Below are 16,824 nucleotides of genomic sequence, written 5' to 3' on the forward strand. Positions count from 1 at the left end.
GGCCGCGGCCGGGGCCGACGGACGGGGTGTCGGCCCGGAGAGGCGGGCCGGAGAGGCGGGCCGGACGGTCCCGGAGGAACGGTCGAGCCCCTTCCGCTCCGTTCCTCGGCCCGCGGCGCTTTGACGGATCGTTACCCCGACGTTGCACCCGGGCGCCCGGTCGCGGTGGCGACGCCGCTACCCTGTGCTCCGCAGCGGAACGGCCGCCCGGCCGCCCCGCTCTCGCTGGGGGCGATTGTGGTCGAACGTCTGGTGCTGGACCTCCACGCCGACGGCCGGATGTCCGTGACGGAGTGGCCGCCGGGTGCAGAGGCCCCGGCTTCCGCCGTCGACGCCGGATGGCTGCGCAGACCCCTGGACGACTCGGCCCTGGAGAACCTGCGCTGGTACCTGGAGGACTACCTCCGGACCCCGTTCGGCGCCTACGGCGAACGCGGCCCGCACCTCGCCCGCCGGCTGCCGGACTGGGGCGCGCGGATGTTCTCCGCACTGTTCGGCGACGGCCCCGCCCGCGACGCCTACCTGCGGGCGCGGGCCCGTGGCGGCACCCTGGAACTCGTACTGCGCTCGGACTCCGCGCCGCTGCTCGCGCTGCCCTGGGAACTGACGACCGATCCTGGGCGCCTCGCGCCACCGGTGCTCGACGACGTCCTGCTGATCCGCTGCCCGTCGGACGCCGACCCCTTCGCCGCGGCCACCGAAGCGCCCGGCTCGCGGCTGCGGGTGCTGCTGGTGCCCACCGCCGCGGACGCCGCTGCGCGGACGGTCGCCGTCCCGCTGGTCCGGCGGCTCGGACCGGGACGCGACGCGGTCGAGCTGGAGGTGCTGCGCCCGCCGACGCTCGCCGGCCTCGGCGAGCGGCTCCGCGAGGCCCGGGAGGAGGGCCGGCCGTTCCAGATCGTGCACTTCGACGGCCCCGGCGTCCTCCCCGAGCGGTCCGCGCTGGGGCACGAGCTCCACGGCGGGCTGCTGTTCGAACGGCCGGACGGGGGCGCCGAGCCGGTGCCGGTCCGGCGCGTCGCCCGGCTGCTGGCGGCGGCCGAGGTCTCGGTGGTGGTCCTGAGCACCGGCCGCTCGGCGGACCGGGCCGGAGAGCCCGAGGCCGCGGCGGCCCTCCGGCTGCTCCAGGAGGGCGCCGCCGCCGTGCTCGCCCTGCCGTACGGCCTGTCCGGAACGGCCGCCGCCGAGTTCCTGAGCACCGTCTACGAGCGGCTGCGCTCCGGTGACCGGGTCGCCTCGGCCGTGGCGGCCGGCCGGCGGCGCCTCGCCGAGCAGGACCTTCGCACCTCCCCCAAGGGCCCGCTGCCGCTGGCCGACTGGACGGTCCCGGCCCTCTACCGCCGGAGCGAGCCGGCGTTCCCCGGGCTGCGGACCCGACGGGACGCCCGGCCGCCCGTCCGCTCCGACGACCGCCCGGAGCCGGTCGCGGATGCCCGGGACGGGCTGGAGGGGCCGGAGGGGCTGGAGGGGCTCGGCGCCGTCGGGGAGTTCATCGGGCGGGACGGGCTGCTGCTCGACCTGGACGCGGGAGCCCGGCTCCACCGCGTGGTGGTCCTGCACGGGCCCGCCGGGGTCGGCAAGACCGAGCTGGCCAAGGCCTTCGGCCGCTGGTGCCGGGACACCGGGGCGGTGGACGGACCGGAGTCGGTGGTCCTGCACTCCTTCGAGCCGGGCGTGGCCTCGCTCGGCCTGGCCGGGGTGGTCGACCGGATCGGTCACCGGCTCCTCGACGCCGAGGACTTCGACCCGCTCGCGCCGGCCGACCGCCGGGAGGCCGTCGAGGGCGCGCTCGCCGCCGGGGACGTGCTGCTGATCTGGGACGGCGTCGAGTCCCTGCACGCCGGGCACGACCCCGCCGGCGCCGCCCCCGCCCCGACCGAGGAGGACCGCGCCGAGCTCTGCGCCTTCCTCGAACGCGTGGCCGGGCGCGGGCGGAGCGCGGTGGTCCTCACCAGCCGGACGCCGGAGACCTGGCTGGGCCCCGGCCCGCTGCGGATCGAGGTGCCGCACCTGGCCCCGGACGAGGCCGTCGCGTACGCCGACCACCTGCTCGCCCCCGACCCCGACACCGTCCGCAAGCGCGGGCTGCGGGTGTTCGGGCAACTGCTGGAGTGGCTGGACGGGCACCCGCTGACCATGCGGCTCGTGCTGTCCTCGTTCGACGCCCACGAACCGTGGCACATCCTGGACACCCTCCTGCGGGCGGAGGCCGAGGCCCAGCCGGAAGCGGAGCCGGAGGCAGCGACGGCCACGGCGCTCACGGCCTTCGCGGTGGCCACCGGCTACGCGCTGGCCCGGCTCCCCGCCGCCGAGCGGCGGGCGCTGGCGGCCGTCACGCTCTTCCACGGAACCGTCGACGCAACCGTGCTCGCCCTCCTCTCCCGCCAGCCGCTCGCGCCCGAGCGCTTCCGGGAGCGCGGCACCGAGGACTGGCAGCGGCTGCTGGAACGCGCGGCCGGCCTCGGCCTGCTCACCGCCGCGCACGGCACCGCCTACCGGGTCCACCCGGCGATCGCGGCCGTCCTCACCGCCAGGTGGCGCGCGGAGGAGCCCGGGTACGCCGGGCAGCACGCGGCCGCCGGGCAGGCGCTGCTCGCCGCCCAGGTCAACTTCTGCCTGCTGCTCACCCGTGAACTTCTCGGTGGTAGCGCCGAGTTCGCTCTGACCGCGCTGGACCTCCAACGGCGGACGATCGGCGCCCTGCTCGGCCTGGCCGTCCAGGACGGCGGGTGGGCGCAGGCACGGGCGCTCGTCCGGCCGCTCCACGCCTACTGGAGCGCCCACGGGCTGGAGACCGAGGCGCGCGGCTGGACCGACCTGGTGCGCACCGCCGTGGAGGCGCCCGACGGCGCCCCGCCGGCGGCCGACACCCCGGCCGGCGCGCTCTGGCTGTCCGTGGTCGGCGCCGAGGCCCGGCGCCTGGGGCGGGCGGGCCGCACGGAGGAGGCCGAACGGGCCCTGCGGGAGATCCACCACGCCGTCGACCGGCAGCAGCCGGACGCCGACCAGCTCGACGACCTCGCGGACGGCTACCAGCAGCTCGGCCGGATCGTGGTCGACCGGGGCGAGTTCGCCGAGGCCGAGCAGTGGTACCTGCGCGCGCTCGCCCTCCTGGAGCGGCTCGGCGACGCCCACGGCACCGCGATCGGCCACCACCAGCTGGCGGTGATCGCCCACCGCCTCGACCGTCCGGCCGACGCCGAGCGGCGCACCCGCGAGGCACTCGACGCCTTCGAGCGCCTGGGCGAGACCCAGCGGGCGGCGGTCTGCCGGCACCAGCTCGGCGTCCTGGCCCAGGAACAGGGCGGCTTCGAGGAGGCCTACCTCTGGTTCGGGCGCGCCCTGGCCTCCGCCGACCGGTCCGCCGACCGCCCCTTCGCTACGGACCTCCACCACCGGCTCGCCGCCGTCGCCGCCGAACTCGGACGCCTCGCCGCGGCCGAGAAGTGGTCCGAGGAGGCGCTGGCCCTCGCCGAGGAGTCCGGCAGCCTGCCCGACACCGCCCGCGGCTGCCACCAGCTCGGCGTCCTGGCGGCGGCGCAGGAGCGGCTCGACGAGGCCGAGTCCTGGCACCGCAAGGCGCTGGTGATCCGCCAGGACCTCGGCGACCGGCCCGGAACCGCCGCCAGCCAGCACCAGCTGGGCGTGGTCGCCGCCCGCCGCGGCGACCTCGCCGGGGCGGAGACCTGGTACTCGCGGGCGCTGGCGGTCCGGGAGGAGCTGGGCGACCAGGCGGGCGTCTCGGTCGGCTACCACCAGCTCGGCCTGACCGCCCAGACCGGCGGCCGGGCGGCGGACGCCGAGGCCAGGTACCGCAAGGCGCTGGACGTCTCGCACCGGATCGGCGACACCCCGGGCCTGGCGCGGACATTCGGCCAGTTCGGGCTGTTCGCGGCGGAGCAGGGGCGCCCGCGCGAGGCGATGGAGTGGCTGGTCCGCAGCATCACCTGCTTCGAGGAGTTCCCGCACCCCGTGACCTGGCCGAGCGTGGTCAACCTCGGGCTCCTGGCCCGCGACCTCGGTCCCAGGGCCGTGGAACGGGCCTGGCGCTCGGTCACCGGCCGCCGCCTGCCCGAGGCCGTCCGCGACCACGTCGGCGGCTGACCGGCCACACCCGCCGATCTCACCCTCCGAACGACCCGTCCGGAACCGTCGGGCCCGCAGGCGTCGCCGGTCCGTCCGCCGGGCCACCGCCGTCTGCCGTGTGGCGGCAGCACGACGAACCGCGCCCGGGCGCACCGGGCCGTCCCGGCCTCCGCAGCAGGCTCGCGGACGTGCGGACGTGCGGGTCCGCCCCCGGCCGCCGGGCGTCGCCGGCGGGCACGGTGGCGCGGCGGTGCGCAGGTCGGAGGCATGCCGGGTACCGGCGTCGGCACACCCGCGACCCCGGTTACGGGGCGGGGCTGTCGCCGAGGAGAATGCTGCGGATCCGGCCGACGGTCCGCGCGTCGCGGGCCGTGGTGAACGGCAGGTCGTTGCCGCCGGCGAGGCGGAAGGGCGTGCCGGTGAGGGTGGCGTGGGCCCCGCCCGCCTCGGTGACCAGGAGCAGACCGGCCGCGTGGTCCCAGGCGTTCTCCCAGGCGAACACGGTCGCGTCGAGGGTGCCGCGGGCGATCGCCAGGTACTCCAGCCCCGCCGATCCCGCGCAGGGGCGGGTGCGCAGGGTCTCGGTGCGCAGGCGCAGCAGTGCGCGCCTGACCGCGGGTGTGGTGCGGTACGGGTAGGAGGCGGCGATCTCCAGCGGCGCGTCCTCGGCCTGCGAACCGCCGGTCGGCGAACCGTCGACCGGCGAGCCCTCGGCCGGCGGGCCCTCGGCCGGCGGGCCCGCGTGGAGCGGGACGCCGTTCAGGCGGGCGCCGCCGCCCCGCAGGGCCGTCGCCATCTCGTCGCGGGCCGGGGCGTACGTCCAGGAGGCCAGCAGTTCGCCGTGGTGGGCGAGGGCGACCAGCGTGCAGAACCCCTCGTCGCCGCGGACGAAGGTGCGGGTGCCGTCGATCGGGTCGACGATCCAGACCGGGCGGTCGCCGGCCAGCTCCGCGTAGAGGCCCGGGTCGGCGGCGACCCCCTCCTCCCCCACCACGACCGAGCCGGGGAGCAGCCCGGTCAGAGCGGCCGCCAGATGCGCCTCGGCGCCGCGGTCGGCGACGGTCACCAGGTCGTGGGGGCCGGTCTTCTCGGCCACCTGGTCGGCGGTCAGCGCGCGGAAGCGCGGCATGATCTCGTCGGCCGCCGCCCGCCGGACCGCCTCCTCCACCGGGCCCAGGCAGTCCGCGGCGAATCGTTCCTCGATCATCTGTCCATCACATCACAGCTTCGGTTCCCCGGTCCCCGACCGAACAGACGGACGGCCCGGGGGGCTTGGCACGCCCGCCCCCGACCGCGGAGGCGGGGCAGGCGGGCCAGGACCGGGGGTCAGCGCGGATTGCGGGACAGGGCCCGGCGCAGGGCGAGGTGGGTGAGCCAGTCCATGCCGAAGGCGAACGGCGCGGCGGTGCTGTCGGCGGAGCCGGGTGCCAGTGAGCAGATCGCCATGACGGCGAGCGGCACCCAGATGCGCGTCAGCACCCGGCGGACGGCGGACGTGCCCCGGGTGCGGGCGGCGAGCCACGGCACGAGCAGGCCGAGGACCGCGAGCGGGACGGTGAGGCCCCGGTGCTTCAGCGCTTCGAGTACGGTCCAGGCGAGCAGACCGGCCCCGAGCACGCCCCAGGCGGCCCGTGCGGCGAGGCGGTTCGGTGCGGCGGTGCGGTCGGCGGTCCTGCGTGTCATGGCGGCGCTCCCCCCGTGCGTCGCGCGCCCCACCCGTCCCGGAGAGGCACCGCCAGCAGTATGCGCCGCATCCGGCTCCTCCGGCACGTCCCCGGCCGACACGCCGGGGGTCAGCGGCCGGTGGCCGCCGGTGCCGTGCAGTGGTCGCGGGCTTCGGCCAGGGCGGCGGCCAGAGCCTCGGGGCGGCGGGTGGAGAGGTAGACGTAGGGGCAGAGCAGCGAGGGTTCGGCGACCTCGACGCGGACCGCGCGCGGGAGGTAGCCGCGGATGAGCAGGCGGGCCCGGGGGCCGGCCAGCCGGGTGCGCCAGGCGAAGGCGGCGGCCTGGTCGAGGACTTCGACCGCGCCCGTGTGCTCGCCGCGCAGCACGACCGGTCCGGCCACCAGGACGCCGTCGCAGACCCGGATGCGGACCGCGCCGTAGCCGTTGAGCGCCGGGACCGTCACCGCCAGCAGCAGGGCGCCGCCGGCCAGCGCGGGCAGCGCGCCGAGCGGGAGCAGCGCGGCCGTGAGCGCGCCGGCGGCCGTCAGGGCGGACAGCCACCAGCGCAGCGGGACGGAGAGTCGTTCGTCGTAGATCACCACATCCGGGATGCTGCCACGCCGTGCGCCGGTCCCCGCACCCGGGCCGCCCGGGCGTGGCTCAGGCCGCGTCGCACCAGGAGAAGGCGGCGATCCGCCAGCCCTCGGGGGTGCGGACGAACTGGAAGGTCTTCGTCCCGTCGACCGCGAACCTCCGGCCGTCGAGGGTCCCGCGCTTGCGGTACTCGCCGATGCGCGTGGCGACATCGCCCGCGATCTCGGTCCGTTCGGAGGTCTCCCACTCGGAGAAGCCGATCAGCCGTCCGTCGCTCAGCAACCGTTCGCGCGGCTCGATGAACCCCTCGACGGTGTAGACCGTGAAGGTGGGGGCGGTGCAGACGATCACGCCCTGCGGGAGCATCAGCCGCCGGATCCGGGCCACGTCGGCGGCCTGGCCGCTGCGGTTGTCGAACGCGCCGAAGAACTCCGCGGTCAGCTGGTCGATCTCGGTCTTGGACATGGGCCCGACCGTAGCACCGGGGATTTCCCCGGTCAGCTGTTCGAGGAAATGTCACATAGTCAAGCGGCCCGTCACCCACCAGCGTTCCGAATGTGACGATGTCGCGCCCCTATGGTGAACACCGGGGGCTGGCTAGCATGAACATGCCGTCGAACAGGAATCCACCGACCCTCAACGGGAGGAGCCCATCATGAGCGCACAGGTTCTGGAGATCCGCGACGCCGGCCTGCTGGACATCGACGAGGAGACCATCGCCTTCGAGGACGAGTTCGACGCGGACCTCGCCCCGGTGGCCTGTCTCGACGACCCGTGGGTGACCTACGTCCCCACCCGCTTCGAGTGCGGGCTCAACTCCTGACCCCCACCGAGTGATCCGAGCAGGGAGGTGACCGCCGGGCGGGTGACCGCGCGGCGGTCACGACCGCGGAAGGATGGCACAGCGATGGCACCGGCGGCATCGCGGGGCCGGGAACCCGGCCCCGGAACGGCCGAGGACCTGCGGTCCCGGATCTCCGCCCACCTGGCCGCGCCGGCCGCCGGCCGCCGCCGGCTGCACTCCGGCGACGGCTGGCTCTACCTCCACGACCCGGCGATGCCGGCCCTCGCCCACGGCTGGAAGCTCCACCTCTCCGCCCGCCCCGAGCACCTCGCGGAGCTGGTCGACCTGGTGCTCCCCGTACTGCTCCGGCACACCTGCGACGCCAAGTTCGCCGCCGACGCCGCCGTGCTCGGGCGGCTCAACTCCGGGCTGCGCGGCGCCGCGGCCGTCGGCAAGGCGGCCACCGTCTACCCGGCGCCGGGCGGGATCGAGACGCTGGCCGCCGAGTTGGCCGAGGTGCTGGCGGGCCTCCCCGGCCCCCGGGTGGTCAGCGACCGGCGGCTACGGCCGGACTCCCCCGTCTACTACCGCTACGGGCCCTTCCGCGCCGACGGCGACGACCCGGACCTCGTCATGACGGGCCCCGCCGGGGAGCCGTTCCCCGGCCTCGCCGCCGACGCCTACCGCCAACCCCCCTGGGCGGCCGACCCGTTCGCCGACCGCGCACCGCGCCGGGAGGCGAGCACCCGGGTCGGCGACGGCCGCTACCGGATCACCGCCGGGATCACCCGCTCGCCGAACGGCCACGTCTACCGCGCCGTCGAAGTCGCCACCGGGCGGGCGGTGGTGGTCAAGCAGGCCCGCGCCCACGTCGCCGAGGACCCGTCCGGCACCGACGCGCGCGGCCGGCTCCGGCACGAGCGGCGGGTGCTCGCCGCGCTCGACGGGGTGCCCGGGGTTCCGCGGCTGGTCGACTACTTCCGGCACGGCGAGGACGAGTACCTGGTCGGCACCGCCCTCGGCCCGCGCGATCTGCGCCGCGACGTCCTCACGGCGGGCCCGTACCCGACCTCCGGCCGGAGCGCGACCGCCCGGGACTGGTGGGCGCTGGCGCGCCGGCTGCTGGCCGTCCTGGACGCCGTGCACGCGCGCGGCGTGGTCGTGTGCGACCTCAAGCCCGCCAACGTGGTGCTCGACGGTTCCGGCGGCTGCTCGCTCGTCGACTTCGGCGTCAGCCTCCTCGCCGGCCACCGGCCCGAGGGCGCCACCCGGGGCTACGGCCTGCCCGGCGCCGCCGAGGTACGGCCCGCCGACGACTACTACGCGCTCGGCGCCACCCTGCACTGGGCCGCGACCGGACTCGACCCCGTGGTGATCGACCCGGACCCGGCCGTCAACCGCGAGCGCACCCTCGCCTGCCTGGCAGGCGCCCTGCCCCGAGGCGGAACGGGGGACGCGGTGGTGACGGCGGTGGCCGGTCTGCTGAGCCTCGACGCCGGGGAGCGGGCCACGGCCGCCGCCGCGCTGCGCGACGGCGCCCCCGTCCGGTCCGCCGGCCCGGACCGCCGGCCGCCGGCGCTGACCGGGGACCGGCTCGGCGAGGCCGTCCGGCACGCCCTCGGCCGCTGCGTCCGGATGGCCCACGAACTCGTGGACACCCGGGGCGGGCAGCCGCGTACCCTGCTGTCGCTCTACGACGGCGCCGCCGGACTCGGCCTCGAACTGCTCCAGCACCCGGACCGGCCGGAGGTCCGCACGGCCGCCGCCGCCCTCGCCCGGTGGACGGCCGCCCACCCCGCCCTCGACCGGCTCGGCCCGGGGCTGTACGACGGCCGGGCCGGCGTCGACCTGTTCCTCTCCCACGCGGCCCGTCTGCTCGGCACCGAACCGCCCACCGCTCCGGACGGACCGCTCGCCGACGACCTCCCCGCCGACCAGGTCTCCGGCGCCGCCGGGATCGGCACCGCCCGGCTGCTGCTGGCCCGTTCGGCCCGCGCCGACGGCCGCCCGGAGGAGGCCGGGCGGCACCTGGCCGTCGCCGCCGAGTGCGCCCGGCGGCTGACCGACGGCCGCCCCGCCGACCCCCGGGAGGCACCCAACCCGGGGACGGCGGCACTCGTGGAGGGCTTCGCCCACGGCCGGGCCGGTCTCGCCCACTTCCTGCTCGCCCTGCCCGGCGAGCCCGCGGAGGCCGCCCGGCGCCTCGTCGACGGCCTCGCCGCCGACGTGCCCCGCCTCGCGGCGGCCGCCGGCGCCCCCGGCGCGACCCGCCGCTACGGCTCCTGGTGCCGCGGGCTCGCCGGCATCGGCACCGTGCTCGTCCAGGCCTCCCGCCACTACCGCGAACCGGCGCTCCTCGCCCGCGCCGCCGCGGCGGGCGCCGCCTGCCGTGCGCTCGCACCGAGGATGGGCATGACCGGCCAGTGCTGCGGCCTCGCGGGCGTCGGCGAACTGCTGGTCGACCTGGCCTCGGCCACCGGGGACGAGCGCCACTGGCGAGCCGCCGAGGAGGTCGCGGGCCTGGTGCTCTCCCGTGGCGGCGGGCCCTGGGGCCGCCCGCTCCTTCCCGGCGGCGATCCCGGCGCCGAGTCCCGCGCCTGGGCCGTCGGCACACCCGGTGCGCTGGCCTTCCTGCGCCGCCTCCACCGGCGGGGCGGACCGCGCCCCGGCCGGCTGTTCCCGGCCTGATCCGGTGGATTTCGGATTCTGATCATCCGTTGGTAGGTTCTTCCTCGTCGAGAGGGCGGACCGCACAAGCGGCGCGAGGCCCGGTCGGCCAGGCGTCGGTGGTGCATTGGCAGCACGCCCGCTTTCAGCGGGAAGAGTTCGTTCGATTCGGGCCCGGCGCTCCATCCCGGGGGCGGCAACCGTGTGACGGTGCCGCCCCCGTTCCGTTTCCGCCGTGACCGGCGGCGGGAGGAGGCGGCACCCGTGACCCTGTTGCTCTCACGCGCGGACGTCAAGGCCGCGCTGGACGTCCCGGCCGTGCTGGCCGCACTCGGAGCGGGCTTCCGCGCCACCGGCGACCCGCTGCCGGCCCAGCGGGTCGGCGCCCGCCTGCCCGGTCCCGGCACCGCGATGTGCCTCCTCCCCGGGCTGCTCCCCGGCGTTCCCGCGTACACCGTGAAGGTCAACGCCAAGTTCCCGGCCGCGACCCCGGCCCTGCGCGGGATCGTCTGCCTGCACGCGCTGGCCGACGGCGAACTGCTCGCACTCCTCGACTCCGCCTCCGTCACCGCCTGGCGGACCGGGCTGGCCGCCGCGCTGGCCACCCACGCGCTCGCACCCGAGCACGCCACCAGGGTCGCCGTCATCGGCGCCGGCGCCCAGAACCGGACCGTGCTCAAGGCGCTGCGCACCCTGCGGCCGGTCGACGAGGTGTACGCCTACGACCTCGACCCGGCGCGCGCCGCGGCCGTCGGCCGGGCCGTGCCCACCGCGCGGGCGGCCGTCGAGGCCGCCGACATCGTGCTCACCGCCACCTGGTCGCGCGAGCCGCTGCTCGACGCCGATGTGCTGCGCCCCGGCCTCCACCTCACCAGCCTCGGCTTCGACGAACCCGGGAAGACCGAACTCTCCCCCGCCCTGCTGCGCGCGAGCCGCCTCGTCGTCGACGACCCCGCCCTCGCCGCCGCCTCCGGAGTCCTGCACGGCGCCGCCCTGGACCCGGCCCACGCGACCACGCTCGCCGACGTCCTGCGCGGCACCGCCCCGGCCCGCCCGGACGACCGCGCCACCGTCTACGCCCCGATCGGCCTCCCCTGGCAGGACCTCGCCCTCGCCTGGCCCGTCTACCTCGCCGCCCGTTCCGCCGCCACGGCCACCTCCTTCACCTTCCACTGACCGCGCCCAGGCGTACTTCTGGGACCGCCTCCGCTGCGGCTACCGTGTCCGGGGACGCCGACGGCCCCGAACGCAACACGCCGATCCCGCCCGCTGTGCGACGGAGGAGACGACCGTGGAGAAGTTCGTTCCGAGGTTCCAGGGCGCGCCGTGGCCCGACGGCGCCCGCGCCCTGCACGTCTACGCGGTACCCGACCCGGGCACCGACCTCGAACTGGCCCGCCTGGTCGGCGAGTGCCGGGCGGCGATGCGCCCCCACCCGATCACCGCGCTGGACGACGGCACGCTGCACTGCACCCTCGACATGATCGCCGACACCACCTCCGACCGGATCACCGACCGGGAACGCGCCGACCTGGTCACCGCCCTGCGCGAGCACCTCGCCGGCACCCGCCCGTTCGAGGTCATGGCCGGCTCCCCGATCGCCGGCCGGGGCGGGGCCTTCCTGGACCTCTCCCCCGACCACGCCCTGGTCGAGCTGCGCGAGCGCGTCCGCGACGCCATCCGCCGCACCCGTGGCCCCGGCGCCCTGCGGCACGACGGCGGACGGCCCCACATCTCGCTCGGCTACGCCTGGGCCGACTCCTCCTCCGACGCCCTGCAATCGGTCTTGCGCCGGATCTCCCCCAGCCACGCCCCCGTGCGCGTCCGCGAGGTCCAACTGCTCGACGTGCTCTTCCGGCAGCACCCCCGCCCCGGCGGCGAGAGCGCCTGGCAGCTGTCCTGGTCCCCGGTGGCGACCGTCCCGCTCACCGGCGGCTGAACCCGCCCCCGGCGGTCAGGCGGGCTGCCAGAGCTCGATCCGACGGCCCTCGGGGTCGGTGACCCAGCCGAACCGGCCGACCCCCGCCATCTCCTGCGTCTCCTCGTCCACCCGCGCGCCCCTGGCCCGCAGCTGCGCGAGCATCGCGTCCAGGTCGCGGACCCGGAAGTTGAGCATGGTCTGCTGCTCGCGCGAGCCGAAGTAGTCGGTCCCGGCGTCGAAGGCCGCGAACACCGTCGGCCCGGCCTCCTGCCGCCACAGGCCGTGGTCGTCGGCGTCCAGGCCCAGGCAGTCGCGGTACCAGGCGCTCATGGCCGCCGGATCGGCGGCGCGCAGGAAGTACCCACCGATTCCCAGCACACGTTCCATGCCCGCCATCCTGCCAGGACGCCGGCCGCCCGGCCCGGCGGCGCCGGTTCGCCCGTCGCCGGTCAGCGGTCGGCCGCCCAGAGGGCGTCGGGGAGCCAGGAGCCGGTGGCCACGATGTGGTCGACGATCCGCAGGGCCTCGGCGAGCGGGACGGTGTCCCGGTCGGGGTGCTCGTCGCACTGGCCCGTCGGCGAGGACGACCCCGTCGCTCTCGCCGTCCGCCGAGGGGGCCGCGGCGTGCTCGCCCGGGTCGCCCTCGTGCTCCGGCAGGAGCACCACCGCCCGCTCGCCGTTGCTGACGAAGCCCAGCGAGCGGCCGGCCGAGCCGGTCAGCCACGTCCCCAGGCGCTCCGCGTCGATCCGCGTCGATCCGCGAGCGGAGGATCTCCGGGACCGCCCCGGGGAGGGCCGGTGCCAGGTCGCCGCCCCCGCCGTCGACCACCCATGACTCGATCACGGCCACGACGGTCCACCGCCGTGCGCGGGGCGGACCGCAAGGTCCGATTCCCGCCAGCCGGGCGCGGTGCCGCAGACGCAGAGTAGGGGGCGTGGGACGGGTTGGACGAACGACCGGAGACCGGACATGAGCGTGCGCACGACGATCGGAGCCCCCGCGCGGCGGGTCGACGGGGCCGACTGGGCGGCGATCGGCGAGGAGCTCGACGAACACGGGACCGCGCTGACGCCGATGCTGCTCGACCCCGCCGAGTGCGCGGAGCTGGCCGCGCTGTACGACCGGGTGGAGCGCTTCCGGAGCACCGTCGACATGGCGCGGCACCGGTTCGGCTCCGGGCAGTACCGGTACTTCCGGGAGCCGTTCCCCGCGCCGGTCGCCGCCCTGCGGGAGGCGCTGTACCCGCGGCTGCTGCCGGTCGCCCGCGAGTGGGCGGCCAGGCTCCGGCGGCCCGCGCCGTGGCCGGACAGCCTCGTCGAGTGGCTGGAGCAGTGCCACGCGGCCGGGCAGACCAGGCCCACGCCGATCCTGCTGCGCTACCGCGCCGGCGACTGGAACGCGCTCCACCGCGACCTGTACGGCGACCTGGTGTTCCCGCTCCAGGTGGTGATCGGCCTCGACGTTCCCGGGGCCGACTAACACCGGCGGCGAGTTCCTGACCGTCGAGCAGCGGCTTCGGGCCCGGTCGCGCGGAACCTCCGTCGCGCTCCCGCAGGGCCACGGGCTGGTCTTCACCACCCGGGACCGCCCGGTGCGCTCCGCGCGCGGCTGGTCTGCGGCGCCCGTCCGGCACGGCGTCAGCACCGTGCGCTCGGGCCTGCGCCACACGCTCGGCCTGGTGTTCCACGATGCCGCCTGACCCACCAGCCGCCCACACGGCGGCCGAACTCGACGCCCTCGCCGGCCTGTTGCCCCGTTCGGCAACCGTGGTGATCGGGCACGGCCGGGACGCGGCCTCCAGCGCCGCCGCCAGCGCGTTCGCCACACGGTGGCAGGCCGAGGGCGGGACCGTGCTCGACGTCGTCGACTGGCCCGAGGAGGCCGCCTCCTGGCTGCGCCAGGCGCGCCGGTTCACCGCCCCCGCGCCGGACGCCTGGGTGGTGGCCGCCGCCCCGCGCGGCTGGGCGGGCATGAGCCGCCGGCTGCGCCGCAGCACCGACTGGGACCCGGCGCGGACCGTCGGCTTCGCGCCGACCGGTGGCGCCCTCGCCGTGGAACTCGCCGGCCCGGGCACCCTGGACGGCCTGCGCGGCGCCACGGCGGACGGCCGGACCTGGCGGCTGGGCGGCGCCCATACGGGATGACGCACCGCTCGCCGCCGGGGCCGCGCAGTCGGCCGATTCGGAGCGGTCCCCGGGCGGGGATCGTGACGTAGGGTCGGCCCCGGGACGGCCGCGCGGGTGGGGGTTCGCGCCGGCGCCGTCCCCGGTGCGGCCGTCGTTCTCGCGACCGGCTCCGGTACGGCCGCCCTGAGCACCGTGGTCCACCCTGGTTCACCGCCGCTCACGGCCGCCCGCCGTCGCGCGCCCGCTCAGCGTTGCTCGGCTCCTCCCACTGCTCTCCGACGCACCGCAGCACGTCGAAGGGATTGTCATGTCTGAGTACACCGAACCGTCGCCGACCACCCCCGGCGACCCGCCCCCCGCCCCGCGCATCGGCCGCCGCCGACTGCTGCGCGCCGGACTGGCCACCGGCGGTGCACTGGCCGCGGTCCGGCTGCTGCCCGCGACACCCGCCGGCGCCGCACCCGTCGTCGCGGTCCGCCCACCCGCCCCGGGGTACGCACCGGCACCAGCGGCCCCCGTCGCGGCCGACTGGCCGGACTGGGCCCGGTACGCCCGGCTGGCCGACGGCACCTTCGACGAGGAGGAGGACATGCAGGGCCGGATCAACCAGCTGAAGGCCCAGAACGTCAGCGTGATCGAGCTGGACACCGTGCTCTCCGACTGGCTCACCGACGCCGAGTTCACCGCCCACGCCGCGCTGGTCAGGACCTTCACCACCAAGGCGCACGCCGCCGGTCTGAAGGTCGTCATGTACTACCCGTCACTGGAGGTCATCTCCCCCGGCGGCGAGAAGGGCCGCTCCTTCTACAAGAACGACCAGGGCCGCAACTGGGTCCAGCGCTCCCTCGACGGCAAGCCCAACGTCTTCTACGGCAGCGTGGTGGTCTGGGTCGACCCGGGCGACGAGAGCTGCTGGGTCAGCCCCAACTCCCCGTGGCGGGACTACTACCTGAAGCGGATCAAGCAGCTCGCCGGCACCGGCGTGGACGGGATCTGGCCGGACGTGCCGATCTTCTTCGACGGGGTGCTCTCCTGGTGCGACGCCTCCACCTGGAGCGCCGCCGCGTTCACCGCGGACACCGGGCTGGCCGCCCTGCCGAAGGCCGCCGACTTCAACGACCCGGTCTTCCGGCGCTACGTCGAGTGGCGCCACCGGAACCTGCTCGGGTTCCAGCTCGACATCGCCGCCGCCGGGCGCAGCGTCAACCCCGACCTGGTCACCTTCGTCGAGACCGTCTCGATGGACTACCGCTACGCCACCTCGATCGGCCTGGACGGCGCCTACCTGCGGCAGGCGGCGGGCAACGTCGGCCAGGTGTGGGAGGTCGACATCCTGGCCAACGAGGACGGCATGCGGCACGCCACCGCCACCGACTGGACGTGCCTGATCTCGATGTACAAGTACGCCCGGGCGGCCAGCGGCACCAAGCCGGCCTGGGCGTTCTCCTACGGCTGGAAGGCCGACGACGCCTCGCTGGTGATGGCGGAGCTGATCGCGGCCGGCTGCAACCCGTACGAGGTCAGGACGCCGTACAAGAACGACACCACCGACGCGGCGATGCGCACCCGGATGTTCGGCTTCGTCAGGGCCAACCAGCAGCGGCTCTACGACGCCGTGTCGGCGGCCGAGGTCGGCGTCTACCACTCCAGCGCCTCGCGCGACTACGTGAGCCCGGGCGAGGGCAACGGCATGTACGCCAACGCGACCGCGCCCGCCGGGATCGCCGACTGGTGGGGCGGCGACGACCCGGAGATGAGCTGCACCACGATGCCGTGGATGGGCGAGTTCCGCGGCGCCGTCAAGGCCCTGGTGTACGCGCACATCCCGTTCGACACCGTGACCAGCCCGGGGCTCGCGGCCGAGGACCTGGCCCGGTTCAAGGTGGTGCTGCTGCCCAACCTCCAGGCGGTCTCCGACGCGGAGGCGGCGGTGCTGCGCGGGTACGTCGCGGGCGGCGGCACGGTGGTGCTCACCGGGCCGGCGCCGACCGGTCTGGACGAGTACGGCGCGCGCCGCGCCGAGTACGCGCTCGCCGACGTGCTGGGGCTGCGCCGGACCGACCCGCTGCCGGCGAGCCGGCGCAACGCCTTCGGCGCGGGCGTCTGCTGGTACCTCGGCGGCGCCCTGCCGGGGCTCGCCTACCTGCGCACCGCCGACCAGGCCGCGGGCGAGCGGCTGCTGGCCCCGGTGCGCGAGGCCGCGCCGCCGTCGCTCGGCCTCACCGGCGACCGGCGGATCCATCTGGAGGCGCGCCGCCTCGGCGAGGAGACCGTCGTCCACTTGGTGAACTTCACCAACTTCGGGGACACCCCGGCGGCGTTCCGCAGCACGCCCGCGTCGTGCACCCTGACGTACGCCGTCCCGGCCGGGCGGAGCGTCGCGGGGGTCACGGTGGCCACCCCGGACGGGACCGATCCGGCGCCGCGCCCGGTGCCGTTCACGGTGACCGGGGCGGTGCTGAGCGTGCCGCTGACGGTCGCGCAGTACTCGGTCGTCGGGATCACCGTGGGTTAGGCCCTGGCGCGGACACGCGAGCACGCCCCGGGGCCGGGGGCTCCGGGGCGTGCGGCGAGCGGGATCAGCCGTTGATGTTCTCGAACCACTCCAGCCAGCTGAAGCGCGGGCCGACCAGGCCCACGGCGGCGTTGCCGGCCGAGAGGCCCGACGACGAGGAGGAGGGCTGCTCTTCCCCACCGTGCGCCACCGCGGCGGTCGGCGCGATCACGGCCGCCGCGGCGACGACGGTGGCGACCACGGCGAACTTGCGGAGCTTTCCACGAACCGACATCTCAGGTACTCCTTGATGGATGGTCAGCAGTCTGCGCCGGGCGTCACGCGGGACGGCCGGGCGGCACACACGTTGGCACACGACCAGGAAGACCGGGCGCTTTCGCAACTCCGACGCGGGCCGACGGGCGGGAAGTTACGCCGGGAGGGTGAAGCGCGGCCGGTGACGGCGGGCGGCCGTCCTCCGTGCGC

At 76.4% G+C, this 16,824-nt stretch carries 13 protein-coding genes, 1 tRNA gene and 1 pseudogene; 9 read left to right on the top strand and 6 right to left on the bottom strand.

The window, feature by feature from the left end; translation table 11 throughout:
• Nucleotides 1-237: 237 nt before the first annotated feature.
• The gene (locus ACFU74_RS18650; RefSeq protein WP_380757929.1) at nucleotides 238-4,104 is read left to right on the top strand and encodes a tetratricopeptide repeat protein; all 3,867 of its coding nucleotides are present in this window, start codon (nucleotides 238-240) and stop codon (nucleotides 4,102-4,104) included.
• 286 nt (nucleotides 4,105-4,390) lie between these two features.
• On the opposite strand, the gene ACFU74_RS18655 is transcribed toward ACFU74_RS18650, so the two are convergent.
• The 4 genes from ACFU74_RS18655 to ACFU74_RS18670 all read right to left on the bottom strand — a co-directional run bounded on the left by ACFU74_RS18655 (nucleotide 4,391) and on the right by ACFU74_RS18670 (nucleotide 6,810).
• Nucleotides 4,391-5,293: an inositol monophosphatase family protein gene (locus ACFU74_RS18655; RefSeq protein ID WP_380757931.1), complete on the bottom strand. Its 903-nt coding sequence runs from the start codon at nucleotides 5,291-5,293 to the stop codon at nucleotides 4,391-4,393.
• Nucleotides 5,294-5,412: 119 nt separating this feature from the next.
• Nucleotides 5,413-5,769, bottom strand: a complete 357-nt coding sequence (locus tag ACFU74_RS18660; protein ID WP_380757934.1) for a hypothetical protein — start codon at nucleotides 5,767-5,769, stop codon at nucleotides 5,413-5,415.
• 110 nt (nucleotides 5,770-5,879) lie between these two features.
• Nucleotides 5,880-6,353: a DUF3093 family protein gene (locus ACFU74_RS18665; RefSeq protein WP_380757936.1), complete on the bottom strand. Its 474-nt coding sequence runs from the start codon at nucleotides 6,351-6,353 to the stop codon at nucleotides 5,880-5,882.
• Nucleotides 6,354-6,411: 58 nt separating this feature from the next.
• Nucleotides 6,412-6,810 carry a DUF4440 domain-containing protein gene (locus tag ACFU74_RS18670; protein WP_380757938.1) on the bottom strand — a complete coding sequence of 133 codons (399 nt, stop codon included), beginning with the start codon at nucleotides 6,808-6,810 and terminating at the stop codon, nucleotides 6,412-6,414.
• Between the two features lie 190 nt (nucleotides 6,811-7,000).
• On the opposite strand from ACFU74_RS18670, the gene ACFU74_RS18675 reads away from it, so the two are divergent.
• From ACFU74_RS18675 to ACFU74_RS18695, 5 genes are all read left to right on the top strand, one after another.
• Nucleotides 7,001-7,168 carry an SflA family class IV lanthipeptide gene (locus tag ACFU74_RS18675; protein WP_380757940.1) on the top strand — a complete coding sequence of 56 codons (168 nt, stop codon included), beginning with the start codon at nucleotides 7,001-7,003 and terminating at the stop codon, nucleotides 7,166-7,168.
• An 84-nt stretch (nucleotides 7,169-7,252) separates the two neighbouring features.
• Nucleotides 7,253-9,817, top strand: a complete 2,565-nt coding sequence (gene lanL / locus ACFU74_RS18680) for a class IV lanthionine synthetase LanL (protein ID WP_380757943.1) — start codon at nucleotides 7,253-7,255, stop codon at nucleotides 9,815-9,817.
• Between the two features lie 92 nt (nucleotides 9,818-9,909).
• Nucleotides 9,910-9,981 (top strand) — tRNA-Glu (locus ACFU74_RS18685).
• Between the two features lie 79 nt (nucleotides 9,982-10,060).
• The gene (locus ACFU74_RS18690; RefSeq protein ID WP_380757945.1) at nucleotides 10,061-10,972 is read left to right on the top strand and encodes an ornithine cyclodeaminase family protein; all 912 of its coding nucleotides are present in this window, start codon (nucleotides 10,061-10,063) and stop codon (nucleotides 10,970-10,972) included.
• Nucleotides 10,973-11,087: 115 nt separating this feature from the next.
• Complete coding sequence (locus ACFU74_RS18695) at nucleotides 11,088-11,735, top strand: 2'-5' RNA ligase family protein (protein WP_380757947.1); 648 nt, start codon at nucleotides 11,088-11,090, stop codon at nucleotides 11,733-11,735.
• A 15-nt stretch (nucleotides 11,736-11,750) separates the two neighbouring features.
• Here the strand turns inward: ACFU74_RS18695 and ACFU74_RS18700 are convergent, their stop codons facing one another.
• Nucleotides 11,751-12,104 (bottom strand): VOC family protein, encoded by a 354-nt coding sequence (locus ACFU74_RS18700; RefSeq protein ID WP_380757949.1) that lies wholly within the window; start codon nucleotides 12,102-12,104, stop codon nucleotides 11,751-11,753.
• Between the two features lie 583 nt (nucleotides 12,105-12,687).
• Here ACFU74_RS18700 and ACFU74_RS18705 point away from each other — a divergent pair.
• The 3 genes and pseudogenes from ACFU74_RS18705 (at nucleotide 12,688) to ACFU74_RS18715 (ending at nucleotide 16,359) form a co-directional block, all read left to right on the top strand.
• Nucleotides 12,688-13,417 (top strand): annotated as a pseudogene (locus ACFU74_RS18705) (2OG-Fe(II) oxygenase).
• Nucleotides 13,407-13,862 (top strand): hypothetical protein, encoded by a 456-nt coding sequence (locus ACFU74_RS18710; protein WP_380757951.1) that lies wholly within the window; start codon nucleotides 13,407-13,409, stop codon nucleotides 13,860-13,862. Before ACFU74_RS18705 ends, ACFU74_RS18710 begins: the two are co-directional and overlap by 11 nt.
• A gap of 289 nt (nucleotides 13,863-14,151) precedes the next feature.
• On the top strand, nucleotides 14,152-16,359 hold the full coding sequence (locus tag ACFU74_RS18715; protein ID WP_380757953.1) for a hypothetical protein: 2,208 nt from the start codon (nucleotides 14,152-14,154) through the stop codon (nucleotides 16,357-16,359).
• Between the two features lie 64 nt (nucleotides 16,360-16,423).
• On the opposite strand, the gene ACFU74_RS18720 is transcribed toward ACFU74_RS18715, so the two are convergent.
• Nucleotides 16,424-16,633: a hypothetical protein gene (locus ACFU74_RS18720; protein WP_380757955.1), complete on the bottom strand. Its 210-nt coding sequence runs from the start codon at nucleotides 16,631-16,633 to the stop codon at nucleotides 16,424-16,426.
• Between the last annotated feature and the right edge of the window lie 191 nt (nucleotides 16,634-16,824).

It is taken from the genome of Kitasatospora sp. NPDC057500 (assembly GCF_042802195.1).
GTDB lineage: Bacteria > Actinomycetota > Actinomycetes > Streptomycetales > Streptomycetaceae > Kitasatospora.